Origin of the sequence: Paraburkholderia atlantica (genome assembly GCF_009362785.1) — a bacterium.
GTDB classification, from domain to species: domain Bacteria; phylum Pseudomonadota; class Gammaproteobacteria; order Burkholderiales; family Burkholderiaceae; genus Paraburkholderia; species Paraburkholderia atlantica.
In genome coordinates, this window is the sequence record NZ_WHNQ01000008.1 from 210,515 (window position 1) to 231,602 (window position 21,088).

Consider the following 21,088-nt stretch of genomic DNA (forward strand, 5'->3'; position numbering starts at 1 on the left):
CACAATGAACGGCACCGCGGAATTCCACTATCGTCTGCCGATGCGCGCGGCCGGTGCGCGGCCCGGCTCGCATCCGGGCTCCAGCTTCGGCTCGGGCCAGCAGTTCGCGATGCACGGCCGGCTGTTCGACTATCCGGACCCGCGCCGGCTCGATCTGCGTGCGAGCTTGCGCGCGGCGCGCGACGAGTGGCTCGTGCGCGTGCATTTGCAGCGCGTCGCGGTGTCCGTGTTCGTGATCGTCGACGTGTCGGCGTCGATGCAGTTCGGTACGCATAAAACGAAGCTGCAGGTCGTCGCTGATTTCGTCGAAGCGCTCGGCCATAGCGCGTTCCGGGTCGGCGACCGGCTCGGCATGCTCGCTTTCGATAGCGGCGAACGCGACGATCTGTTCATGCCGGCGCGCACGGGACGGGGCACCGGCTCGCTGCTCGCGAGCATGCTGCGCGAAAGCGTCAGTGATATCGCTGATCATCAGGCGAATGGTCAGGCCGGTCGTCACGCCGACCGTCAGGCTGAGCGCGGGTCCGTCGAAGGATTGCGGCGTTGTGCGATCCGTATCGCCGGACGCCAGGCGCTCGTGTTCGTCGTGTCCGATTTCCACTGGCCGCTCGCGCGATTGTCGCCGGTGCTCGACATGCTGGTGCATGCGTGCGTGGTGCCGATGGTCGTATGGGATGCGGCCGAGACCACGCCGCCGCAGCACGCGTCGCTGCTGGCCGTCAACGATGCGGAGTCCGGCGAGGAGCGTCGCGTGTGGCTCTCGCGCGGCGCGCGCGAGCGCTGGCGCGAAGGCGTCGCGCGCCGTCGCGACGAACTCGCCGCGGTGTTCGGCGCGCGCGGCATCCAGCCGTTCTATGTCGAAGGCGCGTTCGATCCGGAAGCGATGTCGCGCTATTTTCTGGAGCTGACGGTATGAGCACGCGCGAGGTGCGCGGTGTCTGCGCGTGTCGGGCGGCGCTGTGCGTGCTGATCGCGTCGCTAGGCGGCGCCGCGTGCGCGATGGCCAGCGCCGCCGAAGTGGCCGCGCTCGTTCAGGAGCCGCGCGCGTTCGGCTATGTGCTCGGCGATGTGCTGACGCAGCGCGTGCTGCTGGAGGCCGACGGTCGCGACATCGGCGCGGTGACGCCGCCTTCGGTCGGACGCACGGGCGTGTGGCTCGAACGCCGGCCCGTGACGCTCGAAACCGATGCCAACGGCCGCAAGTGGATGGTGATCGGCTATCAGGTCGTCAATGCGCCGCAGACACTCACGCAGATCACGTTGCCGGCGTTGACGCTGACGTCGGCGGCGGGCACGCAGTTGCAGGTCCCCGAATGGCCGGCGAGCATCGGACCGTTGACGCCGCAAACCGCGTTCGCCGCAGGCGACTTGCAGCCGCTGCGGCCCGACCGACAGGCGCCGATGCTGGCCACGTCCGGCTGGCGCCGGCAGATCGCGTGGGCGCTCGGCCTGTTGCTCGCGACGCTGCTCGTGTGGGCGAGCTGGTGGTGGGCGCGCAACCGGCGCGAGGCGGCGCGGCTGCCGTTCGCGCGGGCGTGGCGGCAGATGCAACGGCTGCCCGAGGCGCCCGGCGCTTCGTCGAACGATGCGTGGGTCTGCCTGCATCGCGCGCTGAACGAAACCGCCGGCGAGGTCGTGCATGCGGCTTCGCTATCCGCGTTGCTGGCGCGTGTGCCGTATTTGCAACCGCTGCGCGCGCAGCTCGAACGTTTCTATCTGGCGTCGGCCGAGCGCTTTTTCGCGCCGGCGCCGCACGCCGCCGAGAATCCCGGCGAGCTTTCGTTGCACGCGCTGTGCCGTGCGTTGTATCGAGCGGAGAGGCGCCATCAGCGATGACCATGAACCTCGATTTCGCCCTTCCGTGGATGCTGGTGCTGCTGCCGCTCGCCGCGCTGCCGCTGCTGCGGCGGCGCAGCGACACGCTGGTGTTTTCGAGCGTCGCGTGGCTACCCGCGGACGACCTGGGGCGCGTGGCGGGCTGGCTCGTCCGCGGCGGCGCGGCGCTGGCGATCGCCGCAATCGTCGTCGGGCTGGCGGGGCCGGGACGCTCACAATTGCAGGTGCTGCGCACCGGCAGCGGCGCACAGATCCTGATCCTGATGGACCGCAGCCAGAGCATGGATGAGCCGATGGGCAGCAAGGGCGTCGAGTCGCCGCGCGGCGACTCCAAGAACCACGTGGCGCGCGAGGCGCTGACGCGTTTCGTCGAGCAGCGGCCGAACGACCAGCTCGCGTTCATGATGTTCGGCACCAACCCCGTGCTGGCGATGCCGTTCACCTACAACCATCGCGTGATCGAGGCTGCGGTCGCGGCCACGGCGATTGGCCGCGGCATGCCGGACACCGAGCTCGATCGCGGCATGCTGGCGGCGATCGCGCAGTTCGACGGGCGCTTGTCGTCGGGCCGCCGCGCGATCGTGCTGGTCTCCGACGGCGGCGCGTTGCTCGACGAAACGATGCAACGGCGCATGGAGGAGGGACTGGGACGCAACCGGATCGCGCTGTACTTCATCTACCTGCGCAGCAGCGTCTTCAGTCCCGATCTGAACGCGACGCAGCCGGCCAGCGGAAGCTCGGCCGAAGCGCAGCTGCATCGCTTCTTTCTGACGCTGAAGACGCCTTACAGGCTGTTTCAGGCGGAAGACCCGAAGGCGATGATGGCGGCAATCGCGGAGATCAACCGGCAGCAGAACGCGACGACGACGTTCTTCGAGCATCTGCCTCGCCAGGACCTGAGTCCGTACTGTTTCGCGCTCGCGCTGTTCTGTGCGGCGCTGCTGGTGCTATTGCACCAGTTGCAGGTCAGGAGCTGGGCATGAAGCGCACGCTGATCCACTCGCTGTTCGGCACCGTGGCGATCTGTTGCGCCACGTGGGCGGCGTATGGCTTCGTTCGTCTGCAGCACGCGGAGCGCGTCAATCAGGCCATTGTCGCGACCAACGCCGCCGCGCGTGAGCAGCAAGCCGGCGGCGACGCGCGCGAGGTTCAGCTGGCCCGCGCGATAGCGCTGTCGAAAGCGGGCGCCTACGACGCGGCGGCGCGGCTCTATAACGGTCTGCTCCCCGAGGGCAGCCCGCCTGATGAAGTCGGCCGCGCGGCGCTGTTCGATCTCGGCAACCTGTACCTGCGCGAAGGCAGCGGCGACAACGCGCAGACAGTCAGGTCTCTCGCGATGATCGGCGAGGCCAAGGCGCGCTACCGGCTCGCGCTGCGCGCGGCGCCCGACGATTGGGACGCGCGCTACAACCTCGAGCGCGCGCTGTGGCTCGCACCGGAAACGCCGTCCGCGCTCGCCGGACCCGATGTGAAAGAGCAGCACAACGTCACAGTGCGCGACGCGCGCAGCCAGGACCTGCCATGAGCGGCGTTCAGCGCGAGCGTGGCTTCGCAAAGTGGCGTCACGCGTTGACGCCGCTCGCGCTCGTCGCGTTGATCGCGGCGGTCGCGATGCCGGACGTCACTTTGCCGCGCAACACGTTTAACTACATCGTCACGTTCGACATCACGCAAAGCATGGACGTCGAGGACATGGTGCTCGACGGCGCGCCGGTCAGCCGCCTCAAATTCTCGCAGGCCGCGATGCGCGACGCGCTCGGGCGTTTGCCGTGCGGCTCGAAGGTCGGCTGGAGCGTCTTTACCGGGCAGCGGGTGTTGCTGCTGATGGCGCCGGTCGAAGTCTGCGGCAACTACGACGCGCTGCTGGTGTCGCTCGACGGCATCGACGGGCGCATGCGCTGGACCAACTGGAGCCGCATTGCGGAAGGCGGTGTGTATTCGGCCGTGCGCGTCGCGCAGGACGTCGGCGGCGGCGCGGCCATCGCGTTCGTCACCGATGGACAGGAGGCGCCGCCGTTGTCGGCGTCGCGCCCGCTGATGGAGGGCATCAATGCGGCGCGGATCAGCGGCTGGCTGATCGGCGTCGGCGGCGACCAGCCCGCGGCCATTCCGAAGACCGATGCCAACGGCAACCGGATCGGCGTCTGGCAGGCCGACGACGTGATCCAGGTGCCGCCTACACCAGGCTCCGGTGTGGCGGCGCAAACGCACGAGGAGTTGTCCGAATTGCGCGGTGAGTACCTGGCGTCGGTGGCTCGGCAGACTGGCCTCGACTACCGGCGTCTGCTGAACGTGACGTCGTTCGGCGATGCGCTGCTCGAAGCGCGCTTCGCCCGCCGCGAACCGGTGCCGACCGATCTGCGCTGGTGCCCCGCGTTGCTCGCTTTGCTGCTGCTCGTCGCGCGCTTCATGCCCGACGCCGTTCTCGCATGGCCGCGCGCCTGGCGAAAGCGCATTCAATCGATCGTTTTGCACATCGCGCCGGCATTCAATGGCCGGCCGACTCGCGCCGACTGACTACCGCGAGCGCGACCGTTGACGCTGCAACGGTTGAAGATGCAGGTATCCGATCCGACCACGCAGCTGCTCGCGAAACCTCGCAAGAGTTGCCGGGATTGTTCGACTCAGGACTTTTGCGCCAGAAGCTTTTGCCGGTCTTCGCCACACGCGCGAGATAGCTCACACATTGACCTACCGGTACGCAAATCACTGACTACAATGTCTGAATGCAAGCGACGCTGCCAGGCGCGCGGTTCGAATGACGCGCCGTGTCATGTGACGTTTCAGTTCCTTCACGGAGGCATGCCGATGACGTGCCAAAACGAGAGGATTGTCGGAGTGGTACTCGTCTTGATGAGCGGCTACGCGTTTGCGGGAGGCCCCTTCGGCGATGTGCCGCAAGCGATGATGGTCGCTAACATCGTCGCGTCACCCGTTGAAGTCGTGCCGCCCATTCCCGAGCCTAGGCGCTACTTCGAGCAGCAGCGCTATGCGATGGAGTATCAGGGGGATCGGGACAAGCCGTTCTACGCGCAAATGGAGAACTACTACAGCGTGGACCTTGCGCGCGATGTCCAGCTCGGCACCGCGAAGGCCCTGGTGTCGTCCGGACCGGCATTCGCACCGGTGTCCGAACCGGCTGCAAATGCTGCCGCGCAGAGTGCTTCGAATTCTCTGCGTCTAGGGCCATCTACTGCGCCGCAATTGTCCATCGTTCAGATGAACGGTTCGGTGCTGTCGATTGGCCAGTCACCGCAGCGACGCTTGTCCTTGACGGTCGACAACTGGGTGTTCTCGGGCACCGCGCGCGTCGCGATACTGCATTCTCACGATACGGGCGCGACGCTGATCGTCAAACGCCGCTACTGAGTGATGTGGATTGGGTGCGCCGGCCGCGCATGTCACGTCGACGAAAAGCGCTCGCGATACACCTGCGGCGGCACGCGCATCTGACGCACGAAGCTGCAGCGCATCGTTTCCTCGCTGCCGAATCCACATCGCAGCGCGATCCGTTTGATCGACCAGGATGTTTCGCTCAGCAAGCGTTGTGCCGCTTCGATGCGTAGCTGCTCGACCGCGCGCGCGGGCGTGCGGCCCGTTTGCGCCTTGTAGTGGCGCATGAAGCTGCGCTCGCTCATATGCAGCCGTTGCGCGAGCGCGGACACTGACAGGTCGGCTGCGAGATGCGACGTCATCCATGCATGCAATTCGCCGAAACGGTCGTCGGCATGTTGCAGCGACAGCGCCGCGCTGAATTGCGACTGACCACCCGGGCGCTTCAGAAACACGACGAGTTCGCGCGCGACGTCGAGCGCCAACGCGCGCCCGTGATCTTCTTCGAGCATCGCTAGCGCGAGGTCGATGCCGGCGGTGACGCCCGCCGATGTCCAGATATCGCCGTCGCGAATGAAGATCGGATCGGCTTCGACTTGTAGTTGCGGATAGGCCTGCGCGAGTTCGTCGCAACGCGCCCAATGCGTGGCGACGCGCCGGCCGTCGAGCAAGCCCGCCTCGGCGAGCAGGAACGCGCCCGAGCAGGCCGACGCGACGCGTCTGCAGTGCGGCGCGTGGCGTTGCGTCCAGCGGATCAGGCGTTGATCGGCCGATGCCTGACGAACGCCCCGGCCACCCGGAACGATCAGCGTATCGAGCGGTGTCTTCACCGAGCGCAGTGAGGCGGCCAGCACCGCGAGTCCCGACGACGATGTGACGGGCCCGGCTTCGGCTGCTACGACGCGGGGTGCGTAGAGCTTGCCGAGCCCGCGCTGCCCGACGAGTTCATTGGCGGACGCAAATACCTGCAGCGGACCGCTGATGTCGAGCAGTTGCATGTTCGGGAAGGCGAGCAGCACGATGAAGCGGGGAGCGCTGGACATGTGAGCAAATCGGTGGCAGAAATCAAGGGGACAATGGAAGTCTTGCCAAACACTACGCGCATAGAATCAATCCGTCTAGCTGGCCTGCGTCTGATCGCAATAGACAACGACCCACGGGGCGGGAGTCGCAAGGTTTAGTAACCGCTGCGATCAGGAACTGTTCACGGTGCTTGCGCTCGACGCAAGGGGCGACGCCAGCGCCAACTGAGACCGGAGGACGCGGCAGCGATTCTCGCTGACACCACGGAAGGCGCGAACGCGAAACTGGCGGCGATGGATGCTTCATGGACGCAACACTAACCACTTTCGATCCCTGACGATAAAGGCGGCGCAATGCCGCCATTTTTTGGTCCTGCGCCAGCAGGAATATGCAATAGAAATCGAGATAACCGACACCATCGTAAATAGTTGTCAAAACGGGCTTATCCCGAATTAATGCGGTTGACCGTGGTCCGTTTCGATGATTTATTCGCGAGGTATCACCTGAAAACTCTTGAGGAGTGTAATGGAGCAACTGAAACAGCAAAGCAGTGGGACGGATTGCACAGTCGACGAAGAATGCGACCTTTGCCGGATCACCTATTCGATCTACTCAAAGTTCCCGCCGATGCCGCACGCACAGGCCCTGAACGCCGAAACCGGCGAGTTCTTTCCGTTTGACAGGGTTCGTAAGATGAAATCCGGTTACGCCATGGCCGAAGCGCTGGGTTACGCATGGGCGTGCAATTGTCGCGGACGCTCCCCCAAACGGTTCAATGAGCAGTTCGAGCTAAGAGAATCCACCGGCAAGCGACTGGCTGGGGTGCGTTACAGGATTCGCGTCGGTTCGAGGGTCATCGCGAAAGGTGTCACCGATTCCCAAGGGCGAACCCAGCGTGTTTCGACAGATAACGCGAACCAGATTTCCATCGAAGTTGCCGGGCAATGGCAGTGGATCTAGGTAAGTCTTCTATCTCTGGTGAACGCATGACAAATGAATTTTTGGACAAGAATAGCCATTATTTCAAGACCGACGAGAATGAAGAATGGACCGAGGTCGGCACAGCCCTTACCAATACCACTCCCGGGTCGATATCCAATGTCGTAATCAATACGACGCCTATCTGTCCAAATATGAGCAATAAAGAATTTAGAGGGTTAATAATGCGTTTGCGAGATGCAGCGTTAACTCTCATAAAGGAGCGCATTGCAGATGTTGCACGTTGGGATATGTCAGCACAGGATCGTGCCAAATTCTGGTTTGGTCGGAGCGATCAATATATCCGTGATAAATTGAATATCGGTCTGCCAAGGCTTGCAGCCGCGATGCGAGAACTGCAACCTGAGAAAATAATTCGTTGGGACGAACAGAAAATTGTACAGCTTTCCTGTGCGATAGTTCCCGATAGGGGCTCGAACGATGCTGCTGTATGCAAGCCAGATTCGAAAAGGCGATATATTGCAATTTATCCCCATTTTTGCATGCTGCCACCCGTTGCAGTCTCAACAAATTGCCAATTGAAGGTAATCATCCACGAGTGCACGCACTATGTCGACACGTTCAATTCAGACGATGTGATGTATGGTTTTGGTCCGGGCGTCGGTTACTGGGCTCAGAACGATTCTGAGGGGGCTTGCAGGAACGCAGATAGCATCGCGTGTTACATCGCGCACTTCGATACCCAAATCGAATTCAATCAAAAGAAGATCTGGTGATCCCATGAAGAAATTCGCCTTCGCCGTTCTTTCGGCTTTTTGGTTCGCCGCTTCTCAGCAGGCGGCTGCATGTACTATTTCGGAAGATTTGACAGAAAGTGTTCCGCTTAACTTTCAGGGAATTCCTAATTCCTATCGTCTTAAAATGGTGGACCTAGTATCAAATGCGCGGCGATGGCCCGATGTTGAAATTCAAGCTCAAATCGTCACAAACGCTTACGTTGGCGAAAAGAACGCAGAAGAATTAGCAAAGTCGAGGGGGCAACAGTTGAAAGAATTCCTAATTCAACTTGGAGTGAAGTCGCAATATATATATGTCGACACCCATCTGGAAGAGTCGCCCTATCCGCAAGACAACAGCGGATTCAATGGATACCTACAGCTAAGCGTTGGTCTCATGCCGCTTTGCAAGGGCGGCTGCGAACGACTATGCGACGATCCGCGCATAACGCCGACGAGCAAGGCCGTCAAATAGAAATTCGCCCCGCTTCGGCGGGGCTTTTTACCTTCGGCGCGTCGGCGCAGCAGATCGTGCGCAGTTGTTTTTTGTTCAAGACGGACAGCACGACGGAGTGGCAAGCGCTGGACAGGTGAGAACGGGTGGCAGAAATCAAGGGAACAATGGCAGTCTTGCCAAACACTACGCGCATAGAATCGATCCGTCCAGCTGGAAGAAATGACAGATGGCGTACTTCGATTTCTCCTTCGACAAGGTATCCCTATGAGCCTCCAAATCGGTTTTCTGGTGTTCCCGAAAGTACAGCAACTCGATCTGACTGGCCCGCATGACGTGCTCGCATCGGTGCCGGGCGCCAGGATGCATCTGGTCTGGAAGACGCGGGAGCCCGTGGTGTCGAGTAACGGCCTCGTGCTGACGCCGAGCGCGACCTACGAAAGCTGCCCACCGCTCGACGTGATCTGTGTGCCAGGCGGAAGCGGCGTGACCGCGCTGTTGCAAGACGAGCAAACGATCGACTTCGTTCGCCGCCAGGCGGCGAGCGCGCGCTACGTGACGTCGGTCTGCACCGGCGCGTTGCTGCTGGGCGCGGCCGGCTTGCTGCGCGGGCGGCGCGCGACGACTCACTGGGCGTTTCACTCGTTGCTGGAACCGCTCGGCGCGATTCCGACGCATGCGCGTGTGGTTCGCGACGGCAATCTGATTACCGGCGGCGGCGTGACGGCGGGCATCGATTTCGGGCTGACCGTGGCTGCCGAACTGGCGGGCGTCGAAGAGGCGCAGGCGATCCAGCTCGAACTCGAATATGCGCCAGCGCCGCCGTTCGACGCGGGCGATCCGGCGATGGCGCCGCAAGCGGTGGTGGAGTTGGTCCGGCAGAGGTCGGCGGAAACTTTGGCGTCGCGGCGTCGCGTCGTGATGGAGCTCGCGGAGAGAAGCTAAGTCTTGCTTGCGGGTGCGAGCATTCAATTAAACTGTGAGGCTCCACCCGTTTCCGCCAGTCGGACTGATGCGATGAAGTACCGCGAAATTTCCCGGGGGCACTCCCCATGCGCGTAGGCAAGCCCGTCAAGGCACTGCCGCAGCCGTCATGCGACTACTGCGGCAACCGCGCGTTGCTCGCGCGTTACGGCGACGAGTCCTACCCGTATCGCAGCGATCAAGGCCCGCTGTGGATCTGCACCGCCTGTCAGGCGTGGATCGGTGTGTATTCGCGCAGCAAACACAACCTGCCGCTAGGCCGCCTCGCCGACGCGACGTTGCGCGAGTCGAAGAGCAAGCTGCACGACGCGCTCGAACCGCTCGTCGCCGCGAAGGTGCGCCGCGATGGCGTCAACGCGTTCGAAGCCCGCGCGAAAGCAATCCGGTGGGTCGCGACCGAGCTTGGCTTCGATCCGGTTCCGGCGAGCATTCACGCGTTCACGCCCGAGCAGTGCGAACAGGCGCTGCGTTATGTCGAGGCTTTTGTCGAAGCCCGGCGTATGAGATAGCGTGATTTTCCGCAGCCCGCTACATCTCCAGAAGTACCTCGCGCAAAGCATCCAACGACGCATCGCGCGGATTCCTCGGCCGTTGTAGTGCAATCGGCAGTTCACGCGCGATGCGGCTCGGGCTACCAACGCCCGCCGGAGACAACAACAGCACGCGATCGGACAGACTCAATGCTTCGTCGAGATCGTGCGTGACGAGCAGCACCGTCGTGCCGCGCGCATGCTTCAACGCGAGCAGCAACTGCTGCAGTCGCGCCCGCGTGATCGCATCGACGGCGCTGAACGGTTCGTCGAGCAGCAGCAGTTCCGGCTCGTTGAACAGCCCGCGCGCGAGCGCGACGCGCTGCGCCATACCGCCGGACAGTTGCTTCGGCAGCGCGTCGCGCACGCCAGCGAGACCCACCTCGGCGAGCAGCGCATCGACGCGCGGATCGTCTCCCGCGTGCGGCCCCGCGGCAAAGGCGATGTTGTCGGCCACGCTGAGCCACGGCAGCAGGCGCGGTTCCTGAAAGATCATGCCGACGCGTGGCGACGGCGCGAGCAAGGGCACGCCGTCGATCAGCACGGTACCCGTCGCTGTGCGATCGAGTCCCGCCACCGCGCGCAGCAGTGTGCTTTTACCGCAGCCGCTAGGACCGACCAGACTGACGATCTCGCCGCGCGACAGCGCGAACGATACCTTGTCGAACACGTTGCGCTCGCCAAAGCGCCGCGTCAGTCCACGTACTTCGAGTAACGGAGCAAGTTCCCGATTCATCGCGCGGCCTCCGACACCTGATGCGCATCGCGCCACGACAGCGCGCGTACCTCGATTGCTTTCAGCATGCCGTCGCTCAGTTTGCCGAGCAGCGCGAGCAACAGGATCGCGCCGAACACCAGATCGGGGCGGCCGGTTTCGCGTCCATCGCTGAGCAGATAGCCGAGCCCGCGCGTCGCCGCGATCAGCTCGGCGGCCACCATGAACATCCACGCGAGGCTCAGTCCGGTGCGCAGTCCGGTGAAAATCTGCGGCATCGACGCGGGCAGCAGTATGCGCGTGAACAGCGCCCGCCGACTCAGCCGGTTCAACTCGCCAAATTCGATCAGCTTGCGGTCGACGCCGCGAATGCCCGCCACCACGCTCAACTGCACTGGAAAAAACGCGCCGATCGCGATCAACGTGATCTTCGGCGCTTCGTCGATGCCCATCCATAGCAGCAGGATCGGCACCCACGCGAGCGACGGAATCGCGCGCAAGGCCTGAAACGCGGGGTCGAGCAAGGCATCGACGCGCCGGCTGAGGCCCATCGCCGCGCCGATCAGCAGCGCGAGCGCCGCGCCGATCGCAAAGCCGCCGTACACGCGGATCACGCTCGCGCCAACATGACGCGCGAGCCGCGCCGCGCCGAGATCCCATAGCGTCTGCGCGATCGCGCTCGGCGCGGGGACCAGATGCATCGGCAGAATCGACGCGCGCACCAGCAACTCGATGACAGCCAGAAACGCTACCGGCAGCGCGAGACCGGCATAGCGCCACAGTCGTAACGGGTCGATCGCGCGCGGCGGTTGCGCGAGTTCGCTACACGACGGACAGGACGAATCCCTCCGTGCGAGCGTGAAAAAGTTCTTCGCGGTGCTCATTGGCAGGCTCGGGTCTGATGCGTGTGTTTCATTTCGTGCCGTTGCTCGCCGTCGCAATCACCGGCTGCGCGACTTTGGCGTCGACCAGCGCATCGATGATCGCGTTCAGATCGGTGCCACTCTTCACGAGCTGCTCGTCGACCAGGATCGGCGCAGCGGCTTTGAGCGCGGCAATCTGCCGGGCGCCCGGCTGAGGCTGGCTGAAATCGTTGCGGCTCAATTGCAGTTTCGCGACCGGCAGCGATACCTTGGATTCTTCCGCGACGATCCTGGCGGTGTCGTCAGGGTGAGCGGCGATCCAGACGCGGGCTTTTTCATAGACCATCAGCACGCGCGCGAGCGCGTCCTGATGGTCGCGGATGAAGTCCTCGCGCGCATTCAGGAAGCCCCAGGTGTTGAAGTCGACGTTGCGATACAACAGCCGCGCGCCATCGTCGATCTGCGCGGCCGCCATGTGCGGATCGAGCCCGGCCCACGCGTCCACCTGGCCGTTGGCGAGCGCGGTGCGGCCGTCGGGATGCTGCAGGTTGACGATCTCGACGTCGTCGCGCGACAGGCCCGCCGTATGCAGTGCGCGCAACGTGAACAGGAACGGATCGGTGCCCTTGGTGGCCGCGATCTTTTTGCCCTTCAGATCGGCGACGGTTTTGATCGGCGAGTCCTTGCGCACGACGAGCGCGGTCCACTCGGGCCGCGAATAGATATACACGGCGCGAATCGGATTGCCGTTCGCTTTGCCGAGCACGGCGGCGAGGCCCGCCGTCGAGCCGATGTCGATCGCGCCGCTGTTCAGGTATTCGAGCGCGCGGTTGCTGCCGAGGCTCAGTACCCACTTCACCTGCGTGTGGTCGGCGGCGAACTCCTGTTCGAGCCAGCCGTTGCGCTTGATCACGAGGCTTTCCGGCGAATAGTACGCATAGTCGAGTTTCAGCTCGTCGAGCGGCGCGGCGTGGGCGGTGTGGGCTGCGCCGAAGATCCCGAGTGCGAGCGCGGCCGCGGCGGTCTTCAGCCAACCGCGTCGGCTGCGGTTGCGCTCGCCGACGGTGGCGATTGCGTCGCGCGCTGTCGTGAAGAATGAAAAGCCCCGGATCGGTTTCATCGATTGTCCTTATGGTCGCGTGTGGTGGTCGTTCAATGTAACCAGGACGGTGGTGCGAGCGAACCAACAAATGCTCAGAATCAAAGCAGTTTTGGCGCTATGGCGGATAGTCGCGACGCAAAAGCAATGCTGCGTTCCAGTGATTAGCTATGCATGATTCGTTGGAACCGCGCTGGTCGAAAGTGCCTATAGTCGGAACCTTCTTCGCATCCAAAACCAACCCGAAGGCTTCCGATGAATCACTCTCTCCGTCTGGTGCGACGTGCGTTGCGCGCCGCTGCCTTCGTCGCGGCGTCGGCCGGCATTGCCGCGTTTTCGCCGTTCGCTTCATCCGCGCACGCGCAAAGCCGAGAAGTCGTGATCGGCTATCAGGACATGGTCGTGCCGTGGCGTTACGCGCAAGCCACCGGCGCCGTCGAAAAAGCGACCGGCTACAAGGTCACCTATCGCAAGCTCGGCAGCGGCGCGGATGTGGTGCGCGCGCTGGCGTCGGGCTCGATCCAGCTGGGCGAGGCGGGTTCGAGCCCGATCGCGGCGGGCCTGTCGCAAGGCGTCGACCTGTCGCTATTCTGGATTCTCGACAACATCAACGACGCGGAAGCGCTGGTCGCGCGCGACGGTTCGGGTGTCACGAAGATCACCGACCTGAAGGGCAAGACGATCGGCGTACCGTATGTGTCGACGTCGCATTTTCATGCGCTAGTCGCATTGCAGCAGGCGGGCGTCGATCCGTCGTCGGTGAAGATCCTGAACCTGCGTCCGCCTGAGGTCGCCGCCGCCTGGCAGCGCGGCAATATCGATGCGACCTACATCTGGGACCCCGTGCTCGCGAAGGTCAAGCAGAACGGCAAGGTGCTGATCACGTCGGGCGAAGTCGCGAAGGGAAGCGGCAAGGCAACCTTCGACGGCTTTGTCGCGACGCGGCAGTTCGAGCGCGACAACGCGGCCTTCATCGCGGGTCTCGTCAAGGTGCTCGCCGATACTGACGCGCTGTATCGCGATCACAAGGCCGACTGGACCGCAACCTCGCAGCAGGTGCAGGCGGTTGCGCAGGAGTCGGGCGCGGCACCGGCCGACGTGCCCGCGAGCCTCGCGCTGTACGCGTTCCCGAGCGCCGCGGAGCAGGCGTCGCCGACCTGGCTCGGCGGCGGCAAGCAGTCGGGTGCGGCGCAATCGCTCGCAGCCACGGCGGCGTTCCTGAAGACGCAGGGCACGATCCAGAACGTGTTGCCCGATTACTCGGCGGCCGTGAATCCGCGCTTCGTGCAGCAGGTCTCGCGATGAGCATGCTCGACATCCGCGGACTGCGCGTGAGCTACGCCGGTGCGAGCGAGCCGGCGCTCGCGGGTGTCGATCTGTGCATCGAGCGCGGTGAGTTCGTGGTCGCGCTCGGGGCGTCGGGTTGTGGCAAAACCACGTTGCTGAACTGCATCGCCGGCTTCGTCGATCCGAGCGAGGGCGAGGTGCGGCTCAACGGCACGCCCATCGACGGACCCGGTGCCGAGCGCGGCGTCGTGTTCCAGAAGCATGCGCTGATGCCGTGGCTCGACGTGCTCGACAACGTCGCGCTCGGCTTGCGGTTTCGCGGCATCGCGCGTGCGCAGCGACACGAGATCGCGCGGCGCACGCTGGCGCTGGTCGGGCTCGAACGGCATGCGAACGCGAAGATCCATGCGCTGTCGGGCGGCATGCAGCAGCGCGTGGGTATTGCGCGCGCGTTGGCGAGCGATCCGCAGATCTTGCTGATGGACGAGCCGATGGGCGCGCTCGATGCGCTGACGCGCGAGACGGTGCAGGAACTCGTGCTCGACGTGTGGGCGCGCACGCACAAGACGGTGTTCTTCATCACGCACAGCGTCGAAGAAGCGCTGTTTCTCGCGACGCGTCTGGTGCTGATGACACCGGGCCCTGGTCGCATCGCCGAAGTCCATGAACTGCCGTTCGCGCGCGAATATCTGGCGACTCGCGATGCGCGCGCGGTCAAGTCGTCGCCGGCTTTCATCGAGTGGCGCGAGCGCCTGACGCGGCGACTGCACGATACATTGCGGGAGGCCGCCTGATGAGCGTGATCGAATCGTCGCAACAACACGCGCCGACACGTCCGGACACCGCACGTAACTCGACCCGGGCGCGCAGCGCGGCGCACGGCCGCAGACCTTATCGCGGTATGCCGGGCGAAGGCCCGACCGCGTGGCTCAGTGTGATCTGCGTTGCGGCGTTTGCGCTGCTGTGGTGGGTTGCGACTCATCTGCACTGGATACCACCGCTGTTCCTACCCGCACCGGACGCGGTCTGGCATGCGTTCGTCGATGCATGGCACGGCCGCATCCAGGGCGGCTTGCCATTGTCCGAGCATCTGCTGTGGAGCGCGATCCGCGTGTTCGGCGCGTTCGCGCTCGCGAGCATCACCGCGATACCGGTCGGCATTCTGATGGGCGTGAGCCGCGTCGCGCGCGGACTGCTCGATCCGCCGCTGGAGTTCTACCGCCCGCTGCCGCCGCTCGCGTACCTGCCGCTCGTCGTGATCTGGTTCGGTATCGACGAGACCGCGAAGATCGTCGTGATCTGGCTCGCGTGTTTCGCGCCGATCGCGATGGCCGCGCGTGCCGGCGTGCGCAGCGCGAGCGTCGAGCAGGTCAACGCGGCGTGGTCGCTCGGCGCGAATTTCCGCCAGGTGGTATTGCACGTGGTGTTGCCTGCCGCCTTGCCCGAAATCCTGACCGGCCTGCGCATCGCGATCGGCTTCGGCTGGACCACGCTGGTCGCGGCCGAAATGGTCGCCGCCACTGCCGGACTCGGTCAGATGGTGCTCAACGCGTCGAGCTTCCTGCGCACCGACGTGGTCGTGATGGGGATCGTGCTGATCGGTCTGATCGCGTGGCTGTTCGATCTCGGCATGCGCGCGCTCGAACGTAGGCTCGTGCCGTGGAAAGGCAAGCAGTAAGCACCTGCCGCATATCTGATTCGCCGCTTAGCTCGTGACGATTCGTTGGTTCGCCATCGCGTGGGGAGTTGTTACAGTCTGCGGGTCGTTGTCGTGAGGCAGTCGTGAATCACGTCGTACACAAAACATCCAATACAAAGGCCTAACCATGAAAATAAAATTCGTTGGCGCAGCAGTGATGGGGTTGCTGCTCGCGATTTCCGGCGCCGCGCACGCCGATCGTCTCGACGACATCAAGAAGGCGGGCGTGCTGCGCGTCGCCACCTTCGACAGCAACGCTCCTTTCGGCTTCGTCGATCCGAAGACCAATCAGATCGTCGGGCTCGACGTCGACTATGCGCGCGCGGTCGCGAACAAGCTCGGCGTGAAGCTCGAAATCCAGCCGACCAATCCGGCGAACCGCATCGCGTTCCTGAAGTCGGGCAAGGTCGACCTGGTGTTCGCGAACTTCACGATTACCGACGAGCGCAAGAAGGAAGTCGATTTCAGCACGCCGTACTTCGCCTCGGGTACGCAGTTCATCGCGAAGAAGGGCGTACTGACGTCGCCGCAGCAGGTGAACAGCTTGCGCGTGGGTGCCGACAAGGGCACCACGAACGAACAGCAGGTGCGCGCGCAATTCCCCAACGCGACGATCGTCGCCTACGACGACACGCCGTTCGCGTTCGCCGCGCTGCGCGCCGGCAACGTGCAGGCGATCACGCAGGACGGCCCGAAGCTCGTCGCACTGCTCGCGAACGTGCCCGACAAGGCGAACTACGAGATCCCGCCGTTCACGATCTCGAACGACTATGAAGGTGTCGGCGTGCCGAAGGGCGAGACGCGTCTGTTGAACGTCGTCGACGATACGCTGAAGGGCCTCGAAGCGGACGGCAGCGCAGCGAAGATCTACGACCACTGGTTCGGACCGGAGAGCCGCGCGCCGTTGCCGCGTCTGTTCAAGATCGGCGATCCGCAGAAGAGCTGATCCGACGGAAACTTTAGAGCCGGCCTGCCGTGTGAAAACGGCGGGCCGCTTTTCATTGCATAACGAAAGCGCTTGAGTAGAAGGGCAGAATGAACGGCTGGCTGGAACCGAAGTACCTTGGGTGGATCGCGCATGGCTTTCTGATGACGCTGGTGTTGTCGGCCTGCGCGGGCGCGGCGGCGACGCTCGCCGGTTTCGGGCTCGCACTCGCGCGAAATGCGCGCAACGGCATGCTCGCGCGTGCGGCCGCGCTCTACGTACTGGCGTTTCGCAATTCGCCGTTGCTCGTGCAATTGCTGTTCTGGTATTTCGGCGCTGCGACGCTGTTGCCGCAGCCGTGGATGGAATGGCTCAATGCATCGCACACGGTGTCGCTATCTGGCTGGACGATTGCGTGGCCGTCGTTCGAATTCGTCGCGGGCTGGGTCGGGCTCACGTGCTATACGACCGCGTTTGTCGGCGAGGAATTTCGCGCCGGTATGCGCGGCGTCAAGGGCGCGCAGCATCAAGCCGCCGCGGCGCTGGGGCTCACGCCGCTCGCGGCGTTCCGTTACGTGATCCTGCCGCAGGCGATCCGGATCGCGACACCGCCGCTCGCGGGGCAATACATGAACCTCGTGAAGAACTCGTCGCTGGCGATGACGATCGGGCTCGCGGAACTGTCGTATGTATCGCGGCAGGTCGATACGGAAACCTTTAAGACGTTTCAGGCATTCGGCGCGGCGACGGTGCTGTATATCGCGATCATCGCGGTCATCGAAGCGGTGTTGCTGGTGTGGAAAAGGAGCGCCGCGCCGCACAGCGGCGCCCGGCGGCTCTGGCAAGGAGGGCATTGATGAGCGAGCTCGAATGGCTGCCGACGCTGCGCTATCTGCTGCTCGGCACGTTCCCCGATGGGCCACTCGGCGGCGCGGCGCTGACGGTCGTGATGTCGATGGTCTCGGCGTTGCTGTCGGCTTTGGTCGGTCTCGCTGGCGGCATTGCATTGTCGATGACGCGCGGCGCCGCGCATCTCGCGCTCACTGCCCTGGTCGGCTTCTTTCGCGCGATCCCGGTGCTGATGCTGATCTTCTGGACCTTCTTCCTGATGCCGATACTGTTGCACATCGACGTGCCCGGCCTCGCAACCGTGGTTTGCGCGCTCGCGCTGATCGGCGGCGCGTATCTGTCGCATTCGGTGCATGCAGGCATCGCGGCGGTTGGCGCCGGACAGGCGCAAGCGGCGGCGTCGCTCGGCATGACGCGCTGGCAGGCGCTGCGATATGTGCAATTGCCGCAGGCGATACGGATCATGATGCCGTCGTTCGTCAATCAGTGGGTCACGCTGATCAAGGACACGTCGCTCGCTTATATCGTCGGCGTGCCCGAGTTTACGTTTCTCGCCAATCAGGTCAATAATCGGCTGATGGTGTACCCGGTGCAGATTTTTCTATTCGTCGGCGTCGTTTATCTGCTGCTTTGTTCGACGCTGCAGTACGGTGCGACGTGGCTGCTGAAGCACCGCTTTCGTGCGGGCCATTCGGCGGCGAACAGCGAAACGAAGGTCAAATGGCAGTTTCCGTTTGGCGTCTAGCTGCAACGGCTAGAAGGTGGCTACTTCCGCGAGCGAAGCAATGAGTTCAACCCTTACGCCGAGCAACCCGATTCGCAGTGAAATCAATCTGGATGCGCAGGGCAAGCAAGCCGGCTATCTGCGGCTGCCGCATTCCGTGCATCGGTCCGCGTATGGATGGCTGCCGATTCCGATCGCTTCGATCCGCAATGGCACGGGTCCGGTCGTGCTGATCATGGCCGGCAATCACGGCGACGAGTATGAAGGACAGATCCTCGTGTCGACGCTGATCCGCGAAATCGACGCGGCTCAGGTTGCTGGTCAACTGATCCTGTTGCCGCAAGCGAACGCGCCAGCGGCCGAGGCAGGTCTTCGCACGTCGCCGCTCGACGACGGCAATCTCAACCGCACGTTTCCAGGCGATCCGCAAGGTTCTCCGACGCAAGTGATCGCGCATTACATCGAGCATGTGCTGCTCGCGCGAGCGGATTATCTGATCGATCTTCATTCCGGCGGCAGTTCGCTGCTCTATCGTGGCAACAACATGCTCGCGATCGATCCGCGCGACGACGGCGACAATGAGCGGCTGCAACGCGCATTACGCGCGTTCGGGTCGCCGAATGCGTTTTTGCATGCGGAAAACCCGGTGCATGCGGCGACGGCTGCGCGACGGCAAGGGGCGCTGTCGATCACGGCTGAGCTGGGCGGTGGGGGAACTGTCGATGCGGCGTTACTCCGCGAAGCGCGCCAAGGCCTGCTGCATTTTCTCGGCGCGATCGGCGCATTGAGTGGTCCGCTCGTGCCCGAGGCGCCGCCTGCGGATACACGTTTTCTTCGCGTCGCGGGCGCCCGTCACTATGTGTACGCATACGATAACGGTCTGTTCGAGCCGCTGGTCGAACTCGGCGATCGGGTAGTCGCAGGGCAGCCCGCGGCGCGCATCCATTTCCCAGACACGCCGCTCAAGGAACCGGTGACCTGTCATTTCGCGAGCGATGGCGAAGTCGTTTGCAAGCGCGTGCCGGCGCTCGTCAGGCGAGGGGATTGCCTATTTCATCTCGCGGAAGAAGTGGTCTGATGAAGCGGGTGGGGGTGCGTTTGGATTTGCCGAGTTCGTGAAGGCCAGGTCTCGAATCATGCGATCGCTGCATGAAGGCCCACGATTTTCATGCGACGAATCAAAAAATATTGGTTCTTCGCGGATTTCCGGGGAGACCGATTGCGGACAGGCTGTAGTCGGGCAGGAATTGTCAGTTCAGCGGCAACCCTATTCCCGATGAGGCACTAGCTATAATGCAGCAGCGACTCGTTACCATGTCCCGATAGCCCGCGGTATGCGGTACTGGGAGGTAATAATTCATGGCGATTCCAACCCCCAGGCCCGGCGTGCAATCAACCGTCGCGCAGACGTTCGCCCGCTTCTGCACCAGCCTCGAATTTGAGGCGCTGCCACCCCTCGTGGTCGAGCGCGCCAAGCATTTCTTTATCGACTACATTGCCATTGCGCTGCGCGGTTCCATTCTGGATTCAAGCCGACCCATGCGCATGTTGGCTGCCGCACGGCCGATCCCCGGTGGGGCCACGCTGCTCGGCCGCCCCGACCCGGTGCACGCGGCGTGGGCCGCGCTGGCAAACGGAATGGCCGCGCACAGCATGGAACTGGATGACACATTCCTTCCAGGCTCGATTCACAATGAGTCGTTCGTCTTTTCCCCCGCATTGGCGTTGGCGGAAGAACGGGGCGCTAGCGGAAAACGCTTCATTACCGCCGTCGTCGCTGGGTTCGAGGTTGCCTGCCGCGTCGCCGCCGCTCTTAAGCCGGCAGTGACTAACGCGCGCGGCTTCCATCCTACCGGCACCACGGGCGCGCTGGGCGCCGCCGCTACCTCTGCCACGCTCCTCGGGCTGGATGCAGCGCAGGTTACAAATGCACTCGGAGTCGCATGCAGCCAGGCGGCGGGGTTGCTCGAATTCGTCACTGATGGGGCCTGGACCAAGCGCTTTCATGGCGGCTGGGCCTCGCATGCCGGCATGATCGCCGCGGAACTGGCGCAGCACGGAATCACGGCGCCGCCTACTTCCATCGAAGGCAAATATGGCTACCTGCATGCTTATTCCGGCGATCCGTTGCCGCAGGCGCTGGCCGTGGGCGAAGGCGAGATGCTTGCCATCGCGCAGACGGCGCTAAAGTTCTATCCCTGCAACTACTATATCCAGTCGATCAACGATTCCGTGCTGCAGCTTGCCGTGCGCGCGGACCTTCCTCTTGAAGCCATCGAAAGCATCGTCGTTCATACGGTGCAGGCGGCAATGCCGCTGGTATGCGAGCCAATCGAACAGAAGCGTCACCCGAGGCTGATGATCGACGCGCAGTTCAGCGTGCCGTTCAACGTCGCCCTCGGTCTAGTCAAGAGACGTGTCTCTTTCGTGGATTTCACGCCGGCAGAATTCACCAACCCGGCGATCGAGCGCCTGATGGATAGGGTAACGTGCTGCGTCGATCCGGCGCTGGACGCACAATATCCAGCGGCGTGGCCTGCACGCGTTGAGATCACCCTGGCCGACGGCCGCACGCTCGCAGTTGCCACCCAGTATGCCAAGGGCGATCCGCGGAATCCGTTGAACCTGGACGAGGTGATTGCCAAGCACCGCAGCATCGTCGCTGGTGTTGTAGACGAGAGCACCGACGACGCGATCCTCGACTTCATTCTGCGTCTTGAGACAAAATCGGATTTCAGCGAGCTGACCCGCGTCTTGAAGAGGTTCGTGCTGCCACGTTAAAAGATCACGAAGAGACGGCCGTTGGATTTGAAAGCGCTCGGTGCCTCGAGTTGAATGACGGGATGGGGTCGTGCTGAGTCGGTCGCGTGAGGCAGAGGTCGGCCATCAGCGGCCATTCGGCTCGGCTCTCGCACAGCCCTGCGAACGTCTGCTCCGCATGTCGTACTTGCCGTATGGCGTGCAGTCAGCATCGCCCAGCTGTCAGCACGTCAATCCCGGGCTTTGCTTGCCCAATAGCGACAGGGGGAAGCATTGATAATGTTCAACGTGG

24 protein-coding genes are annotated in these 21,088 nt (G+C 63.4%); 19 read left to right on the top strand and 5 right to left on the bottom strand.

Annotation, left to right across the window (positions count from 1 at the left end):
- The first annotated feature begins 4 nt into the window (after positions 1 to 4).
- The 6 genes from GCT19_RS14565 to GCT19_RS14590 all read left to right on the top strand — a co-directional run bounded on the left by GCT19_RS14565 (position 5) and on the right by GCT19_RS14590 (position 5,205).
- Positions 5 to 916, top strand: coding sequence for a DUF58 domain-containing protein (locus GCT19_RS14565; protein WP_152852339.1), 912 nt, complete (start codon positions 5 to 7; stop codon positions 914 to 916).
- Entirely contained in the window at positions 913 to 1,836 is a 924-nt protein-coding gene (locus tag GCT19_RS14570; RefSeq protein WP_152852340.1) for a calcium incorporation protein MxaA, read from the top strand. Before GCT19_RS14565 ends, GCT19_RS14570 begins: the two co-directional genes overlap by 4 nt.
- Positions 1,833 to 2,819, top strand: a complete 987-nt coding sequence (locus GCT19_RS14575; RefSeq protein WP_152852341.1) for a vWA domain-containing protein — start codon at positions 1,833 to 1,835, stop codon at positions 2,817 to 2,819. Before GCT19_RS14570 ends, GCT19_RS14575 begins: the two co-directional genes overlap by 4 nt.
- Complete coding sequence (locus GCT19_RS14580) at positions 2,816 to 3,361, top strand: hypothetical protein (RefSeq protein ID WP_018437320.1); 546 nt, start codon at positions 2,816 to 2,818, stop codon at positions 3,359 to 3,361. The genes GCT19_RS14575 and GCT19_RS14580 overlap by 4 nt, the downstream gene beginning before the upstream one ends.
- Positions 3,358 to 4,353, top strand: a complete 996-nt coding sequence (locus GCT19_RS14585) for a vWA domain-containing protein (RefSeq protein ID WP_152852342.1) — start codon at positions 3,358 to 3,360, stop codon at positions 4,351 to 4,353. Before GCT19_RS14580 ends, GCT19_RS14585 begins: the two co-directional genes overlap by 4 nt.
- Positions 4,354 to 4,674: 321 nt before the next feature.
- A complete protein-coding gene (locus GCT19_RS14590) occupies positions 4,675 to 5,205 on the top strand; it encodes a hypothetical protein (RefSeq protein WP_311542905.1) in 531 nt (176 codons plus the stop codon).
- 32 nt (positions 5,206 to 5,237) lie between these two features.
- Here the strand turns inward: GCT19_RS14590 and GCT19_RS14595 are convergent, their stop codons facing one another.
- Entirely contained in the window at positions 5,238 to 6,212 is a 975-nt protein-coding gene (locus GCT19_RS14595) for a GlxA family transcriptional regulator (protein WP_152852344.1), read from the bottom strand.
- Positions 6,213 to 6,717: 505 nt separating this feature from the next.
- On the opposite strand from GCT19_RS14595, the gene GCT19_RS14600 reads away from it, so the two are divergent.
- Genes GCT19_RS14600 through GCT19_RS14610 form a run of 3 tightly spaced genes read left to right on the top strand, consistent with a single transcriptional unit; the run spans position 6,718 to position 8,382 of the window.
- The gene (locus GCT19_RS14600; RefSeq protein ID WP_152852345.1) at positions 6,718 to 7,152 is read left to right on the top strand and encodes a hypothetical protein; all 435 of its coding nucleotides are present in this window, start codon (positions 6,718 to 6,720) and stop codon (positions 7,150 to 7,152) included.
- Complete coding sequence (locus GCT19_RS14605) at positions 7,137 to 7,907, top strand: M35 family metallo-endopeptidase (RefSeq protein ID WP_227749261.1); 771 nt, start codon at positions 7,137 to 7,139, stop codon at positions 7,905 to 7,907. Before GCT19_RS14600 ends, GCT19_RS14605 begins: the two co-directional genes overlap by 16 nt.
- 4 nt (positions 7,908 to 7,911) lie before the next feature.
- Entirely contained in the window at positions 7,912 to 8,382 is a 471-nt protein-coding gene (locus tag GCT19_RS14610; protein WP_018437314.1) for an OmpA family protein, read from the top strand.
- Here the strand turns inward: GCT19_RS14610 and GCT19_RS14615 are convergent.
- Positions 8,375 to 8,557 carry a hypothetical protein gene (locus GCT19_RS14615; RefSeq protein WP_152852346.1) on the bottom strand — a complete coding sequence of 61 codons (183 nt, stop codon included), beginning with the start codon at positions 8,555 to 8,557 and terminating at the stop codon, positions 8,375 to 8,377. The genes GCT19_RS14610 and GCT19_RS14615 overlap by 8 nt on opposite strands.
- A gap of 71 nt (positions 8,558 to 8,628) precedes the next feature.
- Between GCT19_RS14615 and GCT19_RS14620 the strand changes: the two genes are divergently transcribed.
- A complete protein-coding gene (locus GCT19_RS14620) occupies positions 8,629 to 9,306 on the top strand; it encodes a DJ-1/PfpI family protein (RefSeq protein ID WP_018437313.1) in 678 nt (225 codons plus the stop codon).
- 107 nt (positions 9,307 to 9,413) lie between these two features.
- The gene (locus GCT19_RS14625; protein WP_018437312.1) at positions 9,414 to 9,854 is read left to right on the top strand and encodes a zinc-finger-containing protein; all 441 of its coding nucleotides are present in this window, start codon (positions 9,414 to 9,416) and stop codon (positions 9,852 to 9,854) included.
- Positions 9,855 to 9,873: 19 nt separating this feature from the next.
- On the opposite strand, the gene GCT19_RS14630 is transcribed toward GCT19_RS14625, so the two are convergent.
- From GCT19_RS14630 to GCT19_RS14640, 3 genes are read right to left on the bottom strand one after another with little or no spacing between them, the layout of a single operon-like run.
- Positions 9,874 to 10,611 (bottom strand): ABC transporter ATP-binding protein, encoded by a 738-nt coding sequence (locus GCT19_RS14630; protein ID WP_018437311.1) that lies wholly within the window; start codon positions 10,609 to 10,611, stop codon positions 9,874 to 9,876.
- Positions 10,608 to 11,474 (bottom strand): ABC transporter permease, encoded by an 867-nt coding sequence (locus GCT19_RS14635; protein WP_018437310.1) that lies wholly within the window; start codon positions 11,472 to 11,474, stop codon positions 10,608 to 10,610. Before GCT19_RS14635 ends, GCT19_RS14630 begins: the two co-directional genes overlap by 4 nt.
- Before the next feature lie 28 nt (positions 11,475 to 11,502).
- Positions 11,503 to 12,573: an aliphatic sulfonate ABC transporter substrate-binding protein gene (locus tag GCT19_RS14640; protein ID WP_018437309.1), complete on the bottom strand. Its 1,071-nt coding sequence runs from the start codon at positions 12,571 to 12,573 to the stop codon at positions 11,503 to 11,505.
- Between the two features lie 234 nt (positions 12,574 to 12,807).
- On the opposite strand from GCT19_RS14640, the gene tauA reads away from it, so the two are divergent.
- The 8 genes from tauA to GCT19_RS14680 all read left to right on the top strand — a co-directional run bounded on the left by tauA (position 12,808) and on the right by GCT19_RS14680 (position 20,817).
- Positions 12,808 to 13,857: a taurine ABC transporter substrate-binding protein gene (tauA, locus tag GCT19_RS14645; RefSeq protein WP_018437308.1), complete on the top strand. Its 1,050-nt coding sequence runs from the start codon at positions 12,808 to 12,810 to the stop codon at positions 13,855 to 13,857.
- Positions 13,854 to 14,633 (top strand): taurine ABC transporter ATP-binding protein, encoded by a 780-nt coding sequence (locus GCT19_RS14650; RefSeq protein ID WP_018437307.1) that lies wholly within the window; start codon positions 13,854 to 13,856, stop codon positions 14,631 to 14,633. The genes tauA and GCT19_RS14650 overlap by 4 nt, the downstream gene beginning before the upstream one ends.
- On the top strand, positions 14,633 to 15,517 hold the full coding sequence (locus GCT19_RS14655; protein ID WP_018437306.1) for an ABC transporter permease subunit: 885 nt from the start codon (positions 14,633 to 14,635) through the stop codon (positions 15,515 to 15,517). The genes GCT19_RS14650 and GCT19_RS14655 overlap by 1 nt, the downstream gene beginning before the upstream one ends.
- A gap of 148 nt (positions 15,518 to 15,665) precedes the next feature.
- On the top strand, positions 15,666 to 16,484 hold the full coding sequence (locus GCT19_RS14660; protein ID WP_152852347.1) for an ABC transporter substrate-binding protein: 819 nt from the start codon (positions 15,666 to 15,668) through the stop codon (positions 16,482 to 16,484).
- Between the two features lie 89 nt (positions 16,485 to 16,573).
- On the top strand, positions 16,574 to 17,320 hold the full coding sequence (locus GCT19_RS14665; protein ID WP_018437304.1) for an amino acid ABC transporter permease: 747 nt from the start codon (positions 16,574 to 16,576) through the stop codon (positions 17,318 to 17,320).
- The gene (locus tag GCT19_RS14670) at positions 17,320 to 18,057 is read left to right on the top strand and encodes an amino acid ABC transporter permease (RefSeq protein WP_018437303.1); all 738 of its coding nucleotides are present in this window, start codon (positions 17,320 to 17,322) and stop codon (positions 18,055 to 18,057) included. The genes GCT19_RS14665 and GCT19_RS14670 overlap by 1 nt, the downstream gene beginning before the upstream one ends.
- Positions 18,058 to 18,097: 40 nt before the next feature.
- Positions 18,098 to 19,114, top strand: a complete 1,017-nt coding sequence (locus GCT19_RS14675) for a succinylglutamate desuccinylase/aspartoacylase family protein (RefSeq protein WP_018437302.1) — start codon at positions 18,098 to 18,100, stop codon at positions 19,112 to 19,114.
- Positions 19,115 to 19,395: 281 nt separating this feature from the next.
- Positions 19,396 to 20,817, top strand: coding sequence for an MmgE/PrpD family protein (locus GCT19_RS14680; RefSeq protein WP_035492003.1), 1,422 nt, complete (start codon positions 19,396 to 19,398; stop codon positions 20,815 to 20,817).
- Positions 20,818 to 21,088 lie beyond the last annotated feature (271 nt).

Bases quoted from the DNA above. Each gene is read 5' to 3' on its own strand.
- tauA (WP_018437308.1), top strand. From the start codon at position 12,808: ATGAATCACTCTCTCCGTCTGGTGCGACGTGCGTTGCGCGCCGCTGCC.
- GCT19_RS14655 (WP_018437306.1), top strand. From the start codon at position 14,633: ATGAGCGTGATCGAATCGTCGCAACAACACGCGCCGACACGTCCGGAC.
- GCT19_RS14580 (WP_018437320.1), top strand. From the start codon at position 2,816: ATGAAGCGCACGCTGATCCACTCGCTGTTCGGCACCGTGGCGATCTGT.
- GCT19_RS14670 (WP_018437303.1), top strand. From the start codon at position 17,320: ATGAGCGAGCTCGAATGGCTGCCGACGCTGCGCTATCTGCTGCTCGGC.
- GCT19_RS14640 (WP_018437309.1), bottom strand. From the start codon at position 12,573: ATGAAACCGATCCGGGGCTTTTCATTCTTCACGACAGCGCGCGACGCA.
- GCT19_RS14650 (WP_018437307.1), top strand. From the start codon at position 13,854: ATGAGCATGCTCGACATCCGCGGACTGCGCGTGAGCTACGCCGGTGCG.
- GCT19_RS14575 (WP_152852341.1), top strand. From the start codon at position 1,833: ATGACCATGAACCTCGATTTCGCCCTTCCGTGGATGCTGGTGCTGCTG.
- GCT19_RS14570 (WP_152852340.1), top strand. From the start codon at position 913: ATGAGCACGCGCGAGGTGCGCGGTGTCTGCGCGTGTCGGGCGGCGCTG.
- GCT19_RS14585 (WP_152852342.1), top strand. From the start codon at position 3,358: ATGAGCGGCGTTCAGCGCGAGCGTGGCTTCGCAAAGTGGCGTCACGCG.
- GCT19_RS14660 (WP_152852347.1), top strand. From the start codon at position 15,666: ATGAAAATAAAATTCGTTGGCGCAGCAGTGATGGGGTTGCTGCTCGCG.
- GCT19_RS14665 (WP_018437304.1), top strand. From the start codon at position 16,574: ATGAACGGCTGGCTGGAACCGAAGTACCTTGGGTGGATCGCGCATGGC.
- GCT19_RS14620 (WP_018437313.1), top strand. From the start codon at position 8,629: ATGAGCCTCCAAATCGGTTTTCTGGTGTTCCCGAAAGTACAGCAACTC.
- GCT19_RS14600 (WP_152852345.1), top strand. From the start codon at position 6,718: ATGGAGCAACTGAAACAGCAAAGCAGTGGGACGGATTGCACAGTCGAC.
- GCT19_RS14615 (WP_152852346.1), bottom strand. From the start codon at position 8,557: ATGCGCGTAGTGTTTGGCAAGACTGCCATTGTTCCCTTGATTTCTGCC.
- GCT19_RS14595 (WP_152852344.1), bottom strand. From the start codon at position 6,212: ATGTCCAGCGCTCCCCGCTTCATCGTGCTGCTCGCCTTCCCGAACATG.
- GCT19_RS14635 (WP_018437310.1), bottom strand. From the start codon at position 11,474: ATGAGCACCGCGAAGAACTTTTTCACGCTCGCACGGAGGGATTCGTCC.
- GCT19_RS14675 (WP_018437302.1), top strand. From the start codon at position 18,098: ATGAGTTCAACCCTTACGCCGAGCAACCCGATTCGCAGTGAAATCAAT.
- GCT19_RS14625 (WP_018437312.1), top strand. From the start codon at position 9,414: ATGCGCGTAGGCAAGCCCGTCAAGGCACTGCCGCAGCCGTCATGCGAC.
- GCT19_RS14605 (WP_227749261.1), top strand. From the start codon at position 7,137: ATGGCAGTGGATCTAGGTAAGTCTTCTATCTCTGGTGAACGCATGACA.
- GCT19_RS14680 (WP_035492003.1), top strand. From the start codon at position 19,396: ATGGCGATTCCAACCCCCAGGCCCGGCGTGCAATCAACCGTCGCGCAG.
- GCT19_RS14630 (WP_018437311.1), bottom strand. From the start codon at position 10,611: ATGAATCGGGAACTTGCTCCGTTACTCGAAGTACGTGGACTGACGCGG.
- GCT19_RS14610 (WP_018437314.1), top strand. From the start codon at position 7,912: ATGAAGAAATTCGCCTTCGCCGTTCTTTCGGCTTTTTGGTTCGCCGCT.
- GCT19_RS14565 (WP_152852339.1), top strand. From the start codon at position 5: ATGAACGGCACCGCGGAATTCCACTATCGTCTGCCGATGCGCGCGGCC.